At 63.6% G+C, this 13,779-nt stretch carries 12 protein-coding genes and 1 pseudogene; 6 read left to right on the top strand and 7 right to left on the bottom strand.

Annotated features, from left to right (window positions below; translation table 11 throughout):
* Positions 1–71: 71 nt before the first annotated feature.
* Positions 72–1,712: a fatty acid--CoA ligase gene (locus AC1DNF_RS00650; RefSeq protein WP_478146590.1), complete on the bottom strand. Its 1,641-nt coding sequence runs from the start codon at positions 1,710–1,712 to the stop codon at positions 72–74.
* 5 nt (positions 1,713–1,717) lie between these two features.
* Positions 1,718–2,554 carry a GntR family transcriptional regulator gene (locus AC1DNF_RS00645; protein ID WP_478146589.1) on the bottom strand — a complete coding sequence of 279 codons (837 nt, stop codon included), beginning with the start codon at positions 2,552–2,554 and terminating at the stop codon, positions 1,718–1,720.
* A gap of 82 nt (positions 2,555–2,636) precedes the next feature.
* Here AC1DNF_RS00645 and AC1DNF_RS00640 point away from each other — a divergent pair, with 82 nt between their 5' ends.
* From AC1DNF_RS00640 to AC1DNF_RS00620, 5 genes are read left to right on the top strand one after another with little or no spacing between them, the layout of a single operon-like run.
* A complete protein-coding gene (locus tag AC1DNF_RS00640; protein ID WP_478146588.1) occupies positions 2,637–3,500 on the top strand; it encodes an isocitrate lyase/PEP mutase family protein in 864 nt (287 codons plus the stop codon).
* Position 3,501: 1 nt separating this feature from the next.
* Positions 3,502–4,896, top strand: coding sequence for a 3-isopropylmalate dehydratase large subunit (locus AC1DNF_RS00635; protein ID WP_478146778.1), 1,395 nt, complete (start codon positions 3,502–3,504; stop codon positions 4,894–4,896).
* On the top strand, positions 4,893–5,528 hold the full coding sequence (leuD, locus tag AC1DNF_RS00630) for a 3-isopropylmalate dehydratase small subunit (RefSeq protein ID WP_478146777.1): 636 nt from the start codon (positions 4,893–4,895) through the stop codon (positions 5,526–5,528). Before AC1DNF_RS00635 ends, leuD begins: the two co-directional genes overlap by 4 nt.
* Before the next feature lie 35 nt (positions 5,529–5,563).
* On the top strand, positions 5,564–6,538 hold the full coding sequence (locus AC1DNF_RS00625; protein WP_478146587.1) for an amidohydrolase family protein: 975 nt from the start codon (positions 5,564–5,566) through the stop codon (positions 6,536–6,538).
* Positions 6,535–8,097 (top strand): long-chain-fatty-acid--CoA ligase, encoded by a 1,563-nt coding sequence (locus AC1DNF_RS00620; RefSeq protein WP_478146586.1) that lies wholly within the window; start codon positions 6,535–6,537, stop codon positions 8,095–8,097. Before AC1DNF_RS00625 ends, AC1DNF_RS00620 begins: the two co-directional genes overlap by 4 nt.
* Positions 8,098–8,275: 178 nt before the next feature.
* On the opposite strand, the pseudogene AC1DNF_RS00615 reads toward AC1DNF_RS00620, so the two are convergent.
* The 5 genes and pseudogenes from AC1DNF_RS00615 to AC1DNF_RS00595 form a co-directional block, all read right to left on the bottom strand.
* Positions 8,276–8,453, bottom strand: a pseudogene (locus tag AC1DNF_RS00615) (transposase); the annotation flags it as partial.
* Between the two features lie 29 nt (positions 8,454–8,482).
* A complete protein-coding gene (locus AC1DNF_RS00610) occupies positions 8,483–8,770 on the bottom strand; it encodes a DUF1330 domain-containing protein (protein ID WP_478146585.1) in 288 nt (95 codons plus the stop codon).
* 140 nt (positions 8,771–8,910) lie between these two features.
* Positions 8,911–9,699, bottom strand: coding sequence for an SDR family NAD(P)-dependent oxidoreductase (locus AC1DNF_RS00605; protein WP_478146584.1), 789 nt, complete (start codon positions 9,697–9,699; stop codon positions 8,911–8,913).
* A gap of 131 nt (positions 9,700–9,830) precedes the next feature.
* Complete coding sequence (locus tag AC1DNF_RS00600) at positions 9,831–10,805, bottom strand: Bug family tripartite tricarboxylate transporter substrate binding protein (protein WP_478146583.1); 975 nt, start codon at positions 10,803–10,805, stop codon at positions 9,831–9,833.
* Positions 10,806–11,075: 270 nt separating this feature from the next.
* Positions 11,076–12,287 carry an ABC transporter substrate-binding protein gene (locus AC1DNF_RS00595; protein ID WP_478146582.1) on the bottom strand — a complete coding sequence of 404 codons (1,212 nt, stop codon included), beginning with the start codon at positions 12,285–12,287 and terminating at the stop codon, positions 11,076–11,078.
* Between the two features lie 258 nt (positions 12,288–12,545).
* Here AC1DNF_RS00595 and AC1DNF_RS00590 point away from each other — a divergent pair, with 258 nt between their 5' ends.
* Positions 12,546–13,772, top strand: coding sequence for a CaiB/BaiF CoA transferase family protein (locus tag AC1DNF_RS00590; RefSeq protein WP_478146581.1), 1,227 nt, complete (start codon positions 12,546–12,548; stop codon positions 13,770–13,772).
* Positions 13,773–13,779 lie beyond the last annotated feature (7 nt).

The following is a 13,779-nucleotide window of genomic DNA, read 5'->3' as shown; positions in this document are numbered from 1 at the left end:
TGTGCTGCGTGATTACGGGATATGAGTCGAGGATGCATGGCCAGTGGGGGCGCACGCTGAAAGCTGCACCTTCAGGGCAGCACGGCGCACCTGCTGCGCATGGCCTTCTTGTCGATCTTGCCGACGCTGGTGCGGTCCAGCGCCTCCACGAGCATCACCTGCTGCGGAACCGCAAATTTCGAAACCAAGCCCTTGGCAGCGTAGGACGCAACGTGTCGGCGGATGGCCTCAGGCATTCCGCTCGCGTCGGCCGTGGCACGTGCGACCACGAACGCGACTGGCCGTTCGCCCCACTTCTCGCTCGCGGCGCCGACCACCGCCACTTCGGCGACGCCGGAATGACGTGAAATGATGTCCTCGATTGACAGCGATGAGACCCATTCACCACCAGTCTTGATGACGTCCTTCAGGCGGTCCGTGATCTGGACACATCCCTGTGCATCCATGCACCCGATGTCCTGCGTGTGCAGATACCCACCGCGCCACAAGGACCGGGTCGCCTCGGCGTCCCCGGCATACGACTGTGTAAGCCAAGGTGCGCGCACCACGATCTCGCCGGGTGTGCTGCCGTCGCGGGGCACGTCCCGCATCTGCTCGTCCACCACACGCAGTTCCACTAAGGGCAGGGGCAGGCCCGTCTTGCCCCGCGCCGCCAGTGCGTCTTCACCCTGCAGCCCTTGCGTGACGCGTGTCAAGGTGAGGAAAGGGCAGGTTTCGGACATTCCGTAGCCCGCGAACACTTCCATGCCTTGCCCCAATGCCCGCTCGAGCAGTCCTCGCGCCAGGGCAGCACCGCCGATGATCATCTTCCACCCGGAAAGGTCGGCGCCGCACTCCGCTGCCGAGTCCAGCACCATCTGCAGGATGGTCGGCACGCAATGCGAGTAGGTGACGCCCTCGCGCCGTCGCAGCTCGATCAGCGCACGAGGCTCGTAGCGCCCCGGGTAGACCTGTTTCACGCCGAGGACGGTGGCGACATACGGGATGCCCCAGGCGTGAACGTGGAACATCGGGGTGATCGGCATGTACACGTCGCCCTGACGAAGGCTTTGCCCATCCGGCGCGCTCGCGAGGGCGCCCAGTGTCGCAAGCGTATGGACGACCAGCTGTCGATGCGTGAAACACACGCCTTTCGGCATGCCCGTGGTCCCGGTAGTGTAGAAGGTCGTCGCGACCGCGTTTTCATCGAAGTCCTCGAACTCGAACGTGCCGCTCGCTTGCGACAGGAGCGCTTCGTATTCCCCGTGGAACCGCTCCGGGCTGGTGCCGGGGCGCGCATCCTCGTCGATCACGAGCACGGCGCGAACGGCGCTCAACCTCCCCAGCATCGGCTCGAGCACCGGCAGGAACTCCCGGTTGACGATCACGACCTCGGCATTCGCATGCCCGATCGTGTACTCGATCTGCTCCGGCGCCAGCCTGATGTTCACCGTGTGCAGGACCGCCCCGAGCATCGGTACCGAAAAATAGCACTCCAGGTACCGGTGGCTGTCCCAGTCGAGGATGGACACAGTGGTGCCATGGCCCACGTCGATGCCGGTCAGGGCATTGGCAAGCTTGGCGATGCGAGTCTTGAGATCACGGTACGTGTAGCGGACCCGGTCCCGGTAGACAATCTCCTGGTCGCCGGCAACCAGCAGCGGCGTGCGCAGCAGGCTCTTGATCAGCAGCGGTTCTGCGTGCGCCGCAAATTCGGCGGCAATCGTCTTCAAGGGCATTATTTCTTTCGTGATCTGGAAATTCGGCCGGGCGCCGCCGAGATGTCATGCACGATGCGGCCCGCGTCCAGCGTATCGATCTTGTCGCCCGGAATGTCCATCAGGATCCGGCTGCGGTCGGGGGGCAGGAGGGTGGTCAGATGCTGGACAGGGCGCGCGTCCTGATCGTGCATCAGGCGCACAAGCTTGATCAGCGGCGAACCGATATCCACCTGCAAATGCGCGGCCACTTCAGGGCTCGCCGTCTGCGCGCTGATCTCCTGGATCACGCGGCCGAAATGCACACCAAGGTCCTGCATGATCTCGTACAACGCCCTCCTGCGCATGGCAGCCATCGTGATCCGTTTGCCCACGCTCCCGGGCACCCACGCCTCGGTGAACATGATCGGCGCCCCGCAGGAGCTTCGCACCCGGAAAACATGCAACGCGGGCTCGCCATCCTCTAGGTGCAGCAGCGCTGCGATGTCGGGATAGGGCGCCACACGCTCGGCGCCCAGCACGCGAACCTCGGTTTCGGCGGCGACTTGGCGCAGCGAGTCCATGACGCCCAGATTGGGCATCGAGCGCGCCTGCTGCGGCCCACCTGTGACAAAGGTGCCTCGGCCGGCGCGGCGCTCAACCACTCCGAGCGCCGCCAAGTCCGCGAGCGCCCGCCGGATCGTGATGCGCGAAACACCGAAGCGGTCACAGAGACCTTCTTCGCTGGGCAGCGCTCCCGTACCCGCATACATGCCACGCGCGATCTCGTCGCGCAGCACCACGAACAATTGGCGGTGCAGCGCCGTTCCGGTGGAACGCGCGACGCTGGTCTCGCGGGAAAGTCCGTTTGGCTTCATGGGGGTTTAGCTCCGGGGTTGACCGGGGATAGAGTTAATAATACTATAACAATGCTACAACTTCAACCGAACAAGGATCCACGTGAGTCCTTCTGCCCTGCTGCGACAGCAGCTTGCTTCCGACCGGATGCTCGTCGCTCCCGGTGCCTATGACGCCATAGGTGCCCGCTTGATCGCGCAAGCCGGCTTCGGCGCCGTTTACATGACCGGCGCGGGAACCTCGGCCGCTTGCGGCTTCCCGGACTTTGGCCTGCTCTCCATGAGTGAAATGGTGGAAAACGCCGCGCGAATGGCCGCCGCAGTGCAGTTGCCGCTGATTGCCGATGCGGACACCGGCTACGGCAACGAGCTGAACGTCACGCGCACCGTGCGGGCGTACGAAGCGCGTGGCGTGGCGGCGATCCACATCGAGGACCAGGAGTCGCCCAAGCGCTGCGGTCACCTCGACGGCAAACTCGTGACCCCTCGTAAGGAGTTCATTTCGAAGATCCGCGCGGCCACGCAGGCCCGGCGCTCGCCGGACTTCGTCATCATCGCCCGCACCGATTCCCGGGCCACGCTTGGCCTGGACGAGGCGATCTCGCGCGCGAACGACGCGCTGGACGCGGGCGCGGACATGGCATTCGTGGAAGCCGCGGAGTCCGTCGACGAGCTTTCCGCCATCCCCCGCCGGGTCCGGGGACCGTGCCTGCTGAACGCCGTCCAGGGTGGCAAGACGCCCCCGGTTAGCATGGAGCAGGCGGAAGGAATGGGTTACAAGCTGGCGATCGTGCCCGGACTCCTGCTGATGGCCGCCGTCCAGGCCGGGGAGAACGCGCTCGCGCATTTGCGCTCGACCGGGCAGCCGCCGGACGCGGGCATGACCGTCGGCGACCTGTTCCGCCGCTTCGGTTCCGACGAGTGGAACGACTTGCGCGAGCGCTTCAATGCGGGCGCGCGCGGCTGAAATGGCTGGCGAAACGCTGTTCGACAAGCTCTGGGCCGCGCACGTGGTGCGCGATCTGGGCGACGACTGGGCACTGCTGCACGTCGACCGCCACCTGATGCATGATCTCGGCGGCGGGCCGGCGTTCGCTGAACTGGCGCGGCGGGGGCTGGAACTGCACAATCCCGAGCTCACGTTTGCGACGCCCGACCACTCCATGGCCAGCGCGCCGGGCCGCGTGAGCACCACCTTCCCGCTCGGCGGGCGCCTGCACGACGCGTTGCGTGGCGGTGCGCAAGCCGCCGGAGTGCAATTCTTCGACATCGGCGATCCAGCTCATGGCATCGTGCACGTCATGGCGCCGGAGCAGGGCATCGTGCTTCCGGGTCTCTCGGTCGTCTGCACCGACAGCCACACGTGCACCAACGGTGGCATTGGCGCGCTGGCGTTCGGGATCGGCACGTCCGAGAGCGTGCATGTGCTGGCGACACAGACCGTTCGCCAGAAGAAGCCCGCGCAGATGCGCATTCGCTGCGAAGGTCGGCTCGCCCCAGAGGTGACTGCCAAGGACCTCGCTCTCTACCTTATCGGTCGACTCGGCGCTGCCGCAGGCACCGGCTACGCGATCGAGTTTGCGGGGACAGCCGTCGAAGCACTCGAGGTCGAGGAGCGCCTGACGCTCTGTAATCTCGCAGTGGAACTGGGCGCGCGCTTCGGCCTGATCGCGCCGGACGAGCGCACGCTGGCCTGGGTCGAGGGGCGACCGAAAGCGCCGAAGGGTGAGTCCTTCAAAGCGGCAGCGAGTTACTGGCGCGGGTTGCACACCGACCCGGACGCGGCCTTCGCACGCGAAGAGGTGTTCGATGCTGCCGACGTGGTGCCAATGGTGACCTGGGGGACGAGTCCGCAGGACGCGGCTTCCATCACGGACGTCATTCCGGCTACTGCCACACGATCGGCGGACGCATTGGCAGCGCTCGAATACATGGGTCTGCGCGCTGGCACCCCGATTGCCGGGACTCCGGTGGACTGGGTGTTCATCGGGTCCTGCGCGAACTCGCGCCTCTCGGACCTGCGTGCCGCTGCGCTCGTTGTGCGCGGCCGGCATGTGGCACCGGGCGTGACTGCATGGGTGGTGCCGGGCTCCGAGTCTGTGAAGCGCGCTGCCGAGGCGGAAGGTCTGCGCGAGGTTTTTGTCGATGCGGGTTTCCAGTGGCGGGAGCCGGGCTGCAGCATGTGCGTCGCGGTCAATGGCGAGCAGGTGCCGCCCGGCAAGCGCTGCGTTTCCACTTCGAACCGGAACTTCGTCGGCCGCCAGGGGGCCGGTGCGCGCACGCACCTCGCCAGCCCGGCGACCGCTGCGGCCTCCGCGATCGCCGGTTGCATCGCCGATCCAAGGAGCTTGTCATGCCCATGATTCCATTCGCACAGGTTACCGGTCCGGCTGCACCTCTTCTGCGCGACAACATCGACACGGACGTGATCATCCGGATCGAACGGCTGGCAGCTCTCGACCGTGACCAGTTGGGTCCCTACGCACTGGAAGCGCTTCGGTTCAGGTCGGACGGTTCCGAAGACCCCGCGTTCGTCCTCAACGAGCACGCATTCCGGACCGCCCCCATCCTGTTGGCCGGCGCCAATTTCGGCTGCGGCTCATCCCGTGAAGCCGCGGTGTGGGCGCTCATGGAGCGCGGCGTCCGCTGCGTGATCGCGCCCAGCTTTGGCGACATCTTCTTCAACAACTGCATCCAGAACGGCTTGCTCCCGATTCGGCTGCCGCTCGCACGCATCCAGGCCGTTGCGAGGGCCGCCGCTGCGGGGGGGCACTTCACTGTGGATCTTGAGCAGTGCACGGTTGCGTCGCCCGACGGTGAGGTGACCCCGTTCGTGATTGACGTCCAGCAGCGGAAAGCGCTGCTGCTGGGTCTTGACGAGATCCAACTGACGCTGCGCGAGGCCGAAAGCATCCGTGCATGGCAAGGCAAGGACCAGCTTTGCAGGCCGTGGGCATGGCTGTCGTGCACGTCATCAGTCCGCCCACGGGCATGAGCTCGGCCCTTCGCCCACATTCAAGGAGACAAACTGTGACCGCATTCCGCGCCGAGGAGGCGCCGCTGGAGCCGCAACTCGAGATCATCGACCCGCATCATCATCTGTGGGACAACCGCGAAGGTCCTGCCTACCTGCTTGAAGATTTTTGCGCGGATGTTGCAGCCTCTGGCCACAATGTTGTTGGAAGCGTCTTCGTGGAGTGCGGCTGGGGGTCCAACACGGGAACTCTGAAAGCTCCAGCGGACGAAGTGTCAAGGGTCGTCGCATCCATCACGTCTTCGTCTGAGCTGAAGCCGCAGATCATGGGCATCGTCGGGCATCTCGACTTGACTGCGGGGCGAGCGGTAAGCCGTGATCTCGAGGACATGATCAACATCGCGGGCGGTCGGCTCGTTGGTATCCGCCATTCGACGGCGTATGACAACGATCCCGCGGTGCCCGCCCACAGATCCGCCCGCCAACCGGGAATCATGTCGACACCCAACTGGCGCGATGGATTCGCTCAGTTCGCGAAGGCGAACCTCGCCTTCGACGCGTGGGTCTACCATCCGCAGCTGCATGAAGTTGTCGCTTTGGCAGATGACTTTCCGGACGTCCGCATTGTCGTTGACCACTTTGGCGGCCCGCTGATGGTGGGCATGTACGAGCGACACTCGAATGACTCGGACAGACAGTGGCGATCAAGCTTGGCTTCTCTCGCTGAACGGCCCAATGTCTACCTAAAGCTCGGCGCGGTCGGATGGCCAGCAACCGGTGTCGCGCGTAGCGACGATCAGCCCACCTCCGTGGCCTTGGCTAAGCGGTGGGGGTCGAGAATCAGCTTCTGCATCGAAACGTTCGGCACAAAAAGATGCATGTTCGAAAGTAATTTCCCCGTCGATGGAGCGCTCTATTCCTACGGCGCTGTTTGGAATGGTTTCAAGTTGATTTGTTCGGGCTACAGCGAAGATGAGAAGCGCGATCTCTTCTCTGGAACGGCGCGGTCGGTCTACGGGTTGTGTCCATGACTCGCCTGCACACGACAGCCGACCTGCCGCGCGTGCACGCGGCCGATCATCCCGACCGCACGGCGCTCGTGTTCGAAGAGCGCTCGTCGACTTGGTCCGAGCTCGACCGTCGCACCAACCGCGTCGCGCAGGCGCTGCTGGCCACCGGTCTCGCGCCGCAAGCGCGCGTGGCGTATCTGGGCAAGAACAGCAACTGCTTTACCGAAGTGCAGCTCGCGGTGGCCAAATCACGCCACGTGCTGGTGCCGGTGAACTGGCGCCTCACCGTCGCCGAGATGAGCTTCATCCTCGACGACGCCGAGGCGGAGGTGCTCTTCGTCGGGGTCGACTATCTGCCGCTGTTGCCGGCGTTGCGCGCCGCGGCGCCACGGCTGAAGCTGGCGATCTCGGTCGACGGGCCGCACGAGGGCGCACGCGCCTACGAGGACTGGATCGCGGCCCAGTCGGACGTCGACCCCGACCTGCCCGCCGACCCCGACGAGGTAGTGATCCAGCTCTACACCTCCGGCACCACCGGCCTGCCGAAGGGCGCCGAGCTGACGCACCGCCAGGTCCTATCGGCAAACTCGCGCGCCGCTACCGGTCAGCTCGGCCCGTGGAAGAACACCGACGTCTGCATGACGGTGCTGCCGCAGTTCCATGCCGGCGGCGCCTGCTACAGCATGAACGCGGTCTACATGGGCGCCACGCTGGTGCTGGTGAGAGAGCCGCAGCCCGAGCTGATCATGCAGACGATGGCACGCCACCGCGTCACCAAGACGTCGATGGTGCCGGCGGTGCTGCAGTTCGTGCTCGACCACCCGACCTTCGATGCGAGGCACTTCGCAAGCGTCGACACCATCTGCTACGGCGGTGCGCCGATCACGCCGGCGTTGCTGCGGCGCGCGCTCGCCGCCGTCGGCCCGGTGTTCCTGCAAATGTTCGGCATGACCGAGACCGACTGCATCGCCACCGTGCTTCCGCACGAGGACCACGACCCCGACCGGCCGCAGGTGCTGGCCTCGTGCGGCCGGGTGCTGCCGGGCGTCGAGCTGCGCATCGTGCGGCTCGACGGCACCACCGCCGACACCGGCGAAGCGGGCGAGATCTGGATCCGCTGCGGCTCGGTGATGAAGGGCTATTGGCACCGCCCCGAAGCCAACGCCGCCGTGCTGACCGACGGCTGGTACCACACCGGCGATATCGGCAGCCTCGACGCCGAAGGCTACCTCTCGATCCACGACCGGCTGAAGGACATGATCATCAGCGGCGGCGAGAACGTGTACCCCGCCGAGGTGGAGCGGGTGCTGGCCGAGCATCCGGCGGTCGCCGACGTCGGCGTCATCGGCGTGCCTGACGAGCGCTGGGGAGAGGCCGTCAAGGCGGTGGTCGTGCTGCGGCCCGGCACGCAGGTCACCGCTTCCGATCTGCTTGCCTTCGCGCGCAAGAGCCTGGCCGGCTACAAATGCCCCAAGAGCATCGACTTCATCGAGGCGCTGCCGCGCAACCCGTCGGGCAAGATCCTCAAGCGCGTACTGCGCGAGCCGTACTGGAAGGGCCACACGCGCCGCGTGAACTGAACCCTCCCGCGCTCGGGTCACACTCGTGAGGAGGCGCGCCGCCTCACGACCCGCATGCCACCCCGCCTCTCGCCTGGCTTCGAGCGCTGGGCGTTGTACCAAGCTAGGTATTCAGCGATGTCGCCGCGCGCGGCGCTGGCACTGTCGTAGGCCTTGAGCTACACGCGCTCGATCATCGCTTGCGCTCAGCAATCCCGCTTTGGTGAGCGCGCGTTCTAAGAAATCGTTCTCCAGCGTAAGCTGGCCGATCTTGGCGTGCAGCGGCGCGAGGTCCACTGGCTCAACCGCCCCGTGCTGCCACCCAACGCACCGGCAGCGTTCTCAAGCAACTGCCTGCGCCACTCGGTGATCTGGGACGCTGCTCAGATTTTCGGCGCCACTTCTCTCACTTACCTTCGACGATGAGCACGCGGTAATCGGCGCCCAATTGTCGATGCCGACGCGCCTCGACATACTGAGGGCTGTCATACCATGCCTTCGCCGCTTGGAAGGTGGGAAATTCCAGGATCACCGCGCCACCGGCTTCCGGTCCTTCAAGGGTTTCGCATCTCCCATATGCGGCGAGCATCTTGCTTTCATGGCCGCCAAACGAGTTACGCGCTATCCTACGATATTCGGCCATCTCGCCCTCGTCTCGGGAGCGTTCACGCGTGAAAATTATATAAGCAGTCATCCGTCGTCCTTGTATTAAGCAACACGCTATCCAATAAAGCATTGGCGTCGATAAGGCGTCAGACCGCAAGGGCTCCGCCGTCAACAATGAGTTCCGAACCAGTCACATAAGCCGACTCATCAGACGCCAGGTTCCTGTGACTATTCCACCTTCCAAAGCGCGCTGACGCCCATCACTGGCCCTGCAAGTATTCCGCCGTCGACATTGAGCGACGCTCCCGTCACGAACGAGGCCGCGGGCGAAGCGAGCCAATAGATGGCCTCGGCCACCTCTGCCGCCGAGCCGACGCGTCGAAGCGGTGTCACCGATGACATGGCGGTATCGATGTCCTTGCCGTAAAGCCGCTCGCTCATGGGGGTGCGAAACGACCCCGGAGCAATGATGTTGACGCGAATGCCCTGCTCTCCGTATTCGAGCGCGGCAGATTTGGTCAACCCGACCAGGGCGTGTTTCGTCGCGCAGTACGCAGCCATTCGGGGGGTGCCCCGATGACCCGAGGTCGAACCCACGTTGACGATGGTGCCACCGCCGGTCTTGAGCATCGCCTTGATCTCGTGCTTCATGGCAGTGAACACACCCATGAAATTGACGTCGTACAGGCGCCTGGCTTCCTCCTCGGGATAATCAGCGAGGAAACTGCGTCTTCCCTCGATGGCGGCATTGTTGACGGCACAGTCGAGGCGGCCATGCGCGCGGATGGCCTGGTCGACCAGCGCCTGGACATCTGCGGGAAGCGCGACGTCCGTACGCAAGAACGTTGCGCTTCCTCCGTCTGTGCGGATCTGCGCCACGGTTTCCTCGCCGCCCGCGGTGTCGCGGTCGCCGATGACGACGTCATAGCCCGCGCTGGCGAAACGCAGCGAGGTCGCACGGCCAAGGCCGGATGCGCCGCCCGTGATCAGGCAAACTTTTGGTCCTGCAGAGGTCATCGATCGTCCGGGTTGGGTTGAGGTGTGACCTTCCGAAAGCTCGAGTCGCTGGCAGCCGAAGTTCGCAGCTTCGTCGCACTGCTTGCGGCATTCTGCGGGCGGTTCATGTCGATCCTTGTTGACTGACGAGATCAGTCCACACTTACCCGTGCCTTTTTTATGATCGCGCGATACACATCTGTCTCCTTGACAATGAAATCACGCAGCTTGTCTGGTCCCAAGGCGTAAAGGGATGCCTGCTCGTTCCCACTATCGAACTTGATGATCTCCGGCTCGGCGCCAGCTGACTGGATTGCTGCTGACAACTTCCGCACGATTTCAGCAGGCGTTCCAGCTGGGGCCACAATCGACTGCCATGTAGTAAGTTGAACATCGAAACCCTTTTCGTGGAAAGCCGGTATGCCAGGGTATCCTTTCAAGCGGTCAGTTGCTGCGACAGCGACTACGCTGCCCGCCTTCATGTACTCCCGCATGGTCGGAATAAAATCGAAGACCGCATCGATTCGCCCGGCGAGCAAATCCGCATACAAGGCGCCGCCTTCCTTGTAGGGTGAGTGAATCATTTTTGTTCCAGTAGCCGCTTGGAACAACTCGCCCGTCAGATGAGCTCCGCTGCCTACTCCCAGGGACCCGAAGGTGCCTTTTCCGGGATTGCTCTTCAGGTAGTCCACGAATTCCTCCAGCGTCTTGATATTCTTCGATGAATTGACGACGAGAATGAGCGGGACTGCATTCAGCCCATTTACTGGGGTGAACGATTGGAGCGAATAAGGAAGCTTCTTGTACAGAGATGGGTGCGACGCCAGCGGGCCAGACGTCCCCCACAGAAGCGTGTAGCCATCGGGCTTCGCATTGGCGACGTACTGCGTGCCTATGATGCCAGCAGCGCCAGGCTTGTTCTCGACTACGACGGATTGGCCAAGTTTCGCCGTCAGGGTCTGTGCCAGAAGACGCGCGTCGATGTCGGGGATGGTCCCGACTGGAAACGGAACGACCAGCGTGATGGGCCGGCTTGGATATTGCGCCGTCTGCGCTAGCGCAGGCACAACGGTTAAGGCCAAGGCGCTTACAGCCGCCCCCAATACACGTTTGAATAAACCGATCATCGTTTGCTCCTATGTTGGGACTGAGGACGGCGACGGCGGCGGTCTCCTGTTGCGGGAGCGCCGCGATTCCACGCACCTTCATCTTCCGCTTCACCGCGCGATCCGGAAAGCGGCGCGAGATGGGCTTGGTGAGGCAGTGGCAGGGCTCGGATGCAACGTACGTGTTCGCGTCTCCGACAGCTGACGGAAAGCCGCTCTCGAATATGGAATACGGGAAGCATTCAGTCGCGGGCGAGTGGCAGACAAAGTCGACCACTCCCCCTTGTGCGTTCACACACTGATCACTTGGCCAAACGCCCTCCAACTTCCCTTTTCGCTTCGCGCGAGCTGCAGCTGCTCGATGGGGTAGTAGTCCGTGGGTGACGTGTTCAGCGTGATGCCGGGAAGCACCAGTGGCAGTTGCACGCCTTTCAGATTGCGCGCCACGTTCAGGATGTTCTCGCCGCTTAAGTCATTGCCGCAGGCTTTCAGGACATGAAACATCGCTTGTGCAAAGCAGGTGCCGAGCACGCAGTTGGGCTCGTCCGCGTCGCCCTCCGGATAGTATTTCTTCATGAAGCCCTTCCACTCGACCATCGCCGGGTCGCTTGCCCATGCCGGGTCGACCGGACTCTTGTGCCAATGGCTGGTGATAGACCCTTCCGGGAGGCTGCCGCCCGATTCCTTCAGGACCTTGTTGACAGCCGCTGAAGTGTTCAGGAGAAACATGGGGGGTTCCCAGCCGACTTCCTGGGCCTTCTTGACTGCCATGGCGCAGTGTTTGAGCGTCGCGGAGTTGTAGAAGATCTCTGCGCCCGACGCCTTCAGGTTCAACACCTGGGAGTCGACGGTGGTATCGGAAGTTTGGTAGGACTGCTCACTCACGATCAGTTGCTCGTTGCCCGCGCCCAGCCCCTCACGCAAACCCTGTCGAACACTGGCACCGATTTCGTCCTGCTGGTACAGGACGCCGATTTTCTTGCCCTTGTGGCTCTGCAGCATGTACTTGGCAAAGACCTTGGCTTCCATTCGCGCAGTTGGTTGGAGGGGCATGGTGTACGGCTGCGTCTGCGGTTCCGCGAATCCATCACCGCTGGTGCCACAGAAGATCTGCGGGATTTTTTTTGTATTCAGGTAGCGTACGACCGCACGGTTCAGCGAAGTTCCGGCGATTTGCAGCATGGCCGCTACGCCATCGCTCTCCACCAGCTTGCGTACTTGCTCCACCGTCCGCGCCGGCTGGTATCCGTCGTCGTAGCTGATCAGCTTGATCTTTCGCCCGTTGATCCCCCCTTGGTCGTTCACGTAGTTGCAGTACGCGAGCTGCGTCTTGCCGAAAAAAGCGGAATACTGGGACAGCGGACCGCTGTAAGGATTGGTCTGCCCGAGGCGAATCTCGGTTGCGGTCACGCCGGGGGGAAATGCGGATTGAGCGCGCACGAAAGGGGGGAGCAACATGGCGGCGGTTCCGGCGCCGGCCACGAGCACTTGACGTCTTCTCATTGGTGTCTCCTGAATTGGGCCAGCGTTGCCGGCACGTCGACGAGGTAAGCGCGCCACCACTGTGGATGCGAAGGTCGCGCCCGTGGATGCTTTCCGCCTGACGGAAAAAGTCCTCCAGCGGAACGCCTCTGGATACCGTTGCGACATTCGAAAACGAGCGCCAGCCGAATTCATTTTTGCGATCGTGGCAGTCCGGTGACGCGGCCGCACCGCGCCCGCACGACGAACGCGCCTGTCCGCGCAACCAATGGAGACAACGTGAACGCGAACCGAAGCAAGGGGATTCTGAGTGGCATCAAGGTGCTGGACGTGGCGCATGCCTACTCGGCGGCGTTGTCAGGGGCCTTGCTGGCGGACCTGGGCGCTGACGTTCTCTGCATCGAACATCCCACCGGCAGCCCTATACGCCAGACAACGCCGAAGAGCGGGGGGCAAGCGCTGTGGTGGAAGAACATGGCGCGTGGCAAGCGCTGCATCACGTTGAACCTCGGCACGCCCAAGGGGCAGGATCTGTTCCTGCAACTGGCGCCGAAGTTCGACCTGATGGTCGAAAATTTCCGGCCCGGGACGCTGGAACGCTGGAAGATCGGGCCGGCGGAACTCGAGGCCGCTGGGGCTAATCTCTCGCTGTTGCGCATCAGCGGCTATGGCCAGACTGGCCCAAAGAAGCTCCGGCCCGGGTTTGGCACCACCGCGGAGGCATTCAGCGGGTTCGCCCACCTGAACGGGTTTCCGGACGGCCCGCCGGTCTTTCCGTCGATCGCGCTGGCGGACGGAGTGGCGGCCACATTCGGCGCTTTCGGGTTAATGGCCTCTATGAATCATCGCTTGCGCACCGGCAAGAAGGGCGTCGACGTCGTCGACGTGGCCCTGTTCGAAGGCTTGTTCCGGTTGAGCCCCGTGCAGGTCATGACGTATGACCAGCTGGGTAGCGATCTGAAGAGACCCGGCAATTCGCTCGAAGCGCTAGGGCTGGTGCGTAACCTGTACACCACGAAGGACGAAGTCCACTTCGTTGTCAGCACGGTAGGCCCCCCAACGATCCGGCGGCTCCTCCTCAGCGCCGAGACGCCCCCCCAGCTGGTGGAAACGCTGGACGGCGGGGTGATGGGGCGATCCAACGAAGAGATCCGGGCGTTCATCGCTGCCTGCGACCGGCACCTGGCGGAATGGGCGCGGCAGCGAACCTGGGCCGAGGTCGAGAGGCGCCTGATAGATGCCGACGCGATTCATGAGCGCGTGTACACCACGGCAGACATTTTCGCGGACGAACAGTACGCCGCGAGGGAAGACGTAATCAAGGTTCAGGATCCGGACCTTGGCGAGATACGCATGTCCGGTGTGGTTCCGAAGTTCCCCGGCTACCAGCACGCAATCAGCAGGCCGGGGCCCACGCTGGGCGCGCACAATGATGAAGTCTACGCAGAGTACTTCGGATACGACAGGGAAACGCTCGCGGCACTGCGCGCCGAAAACGTGGTCTGACAGCCTC

The sequence above is a fragment of the Variovorax sp. 01T432 genome (assembly GCF_056398605.1).
The sequence above is the reverse complement of the archived record's forward strand: the minus strand, read 5'-3'. Positions and strand labels throughout refer to the sequence as shown.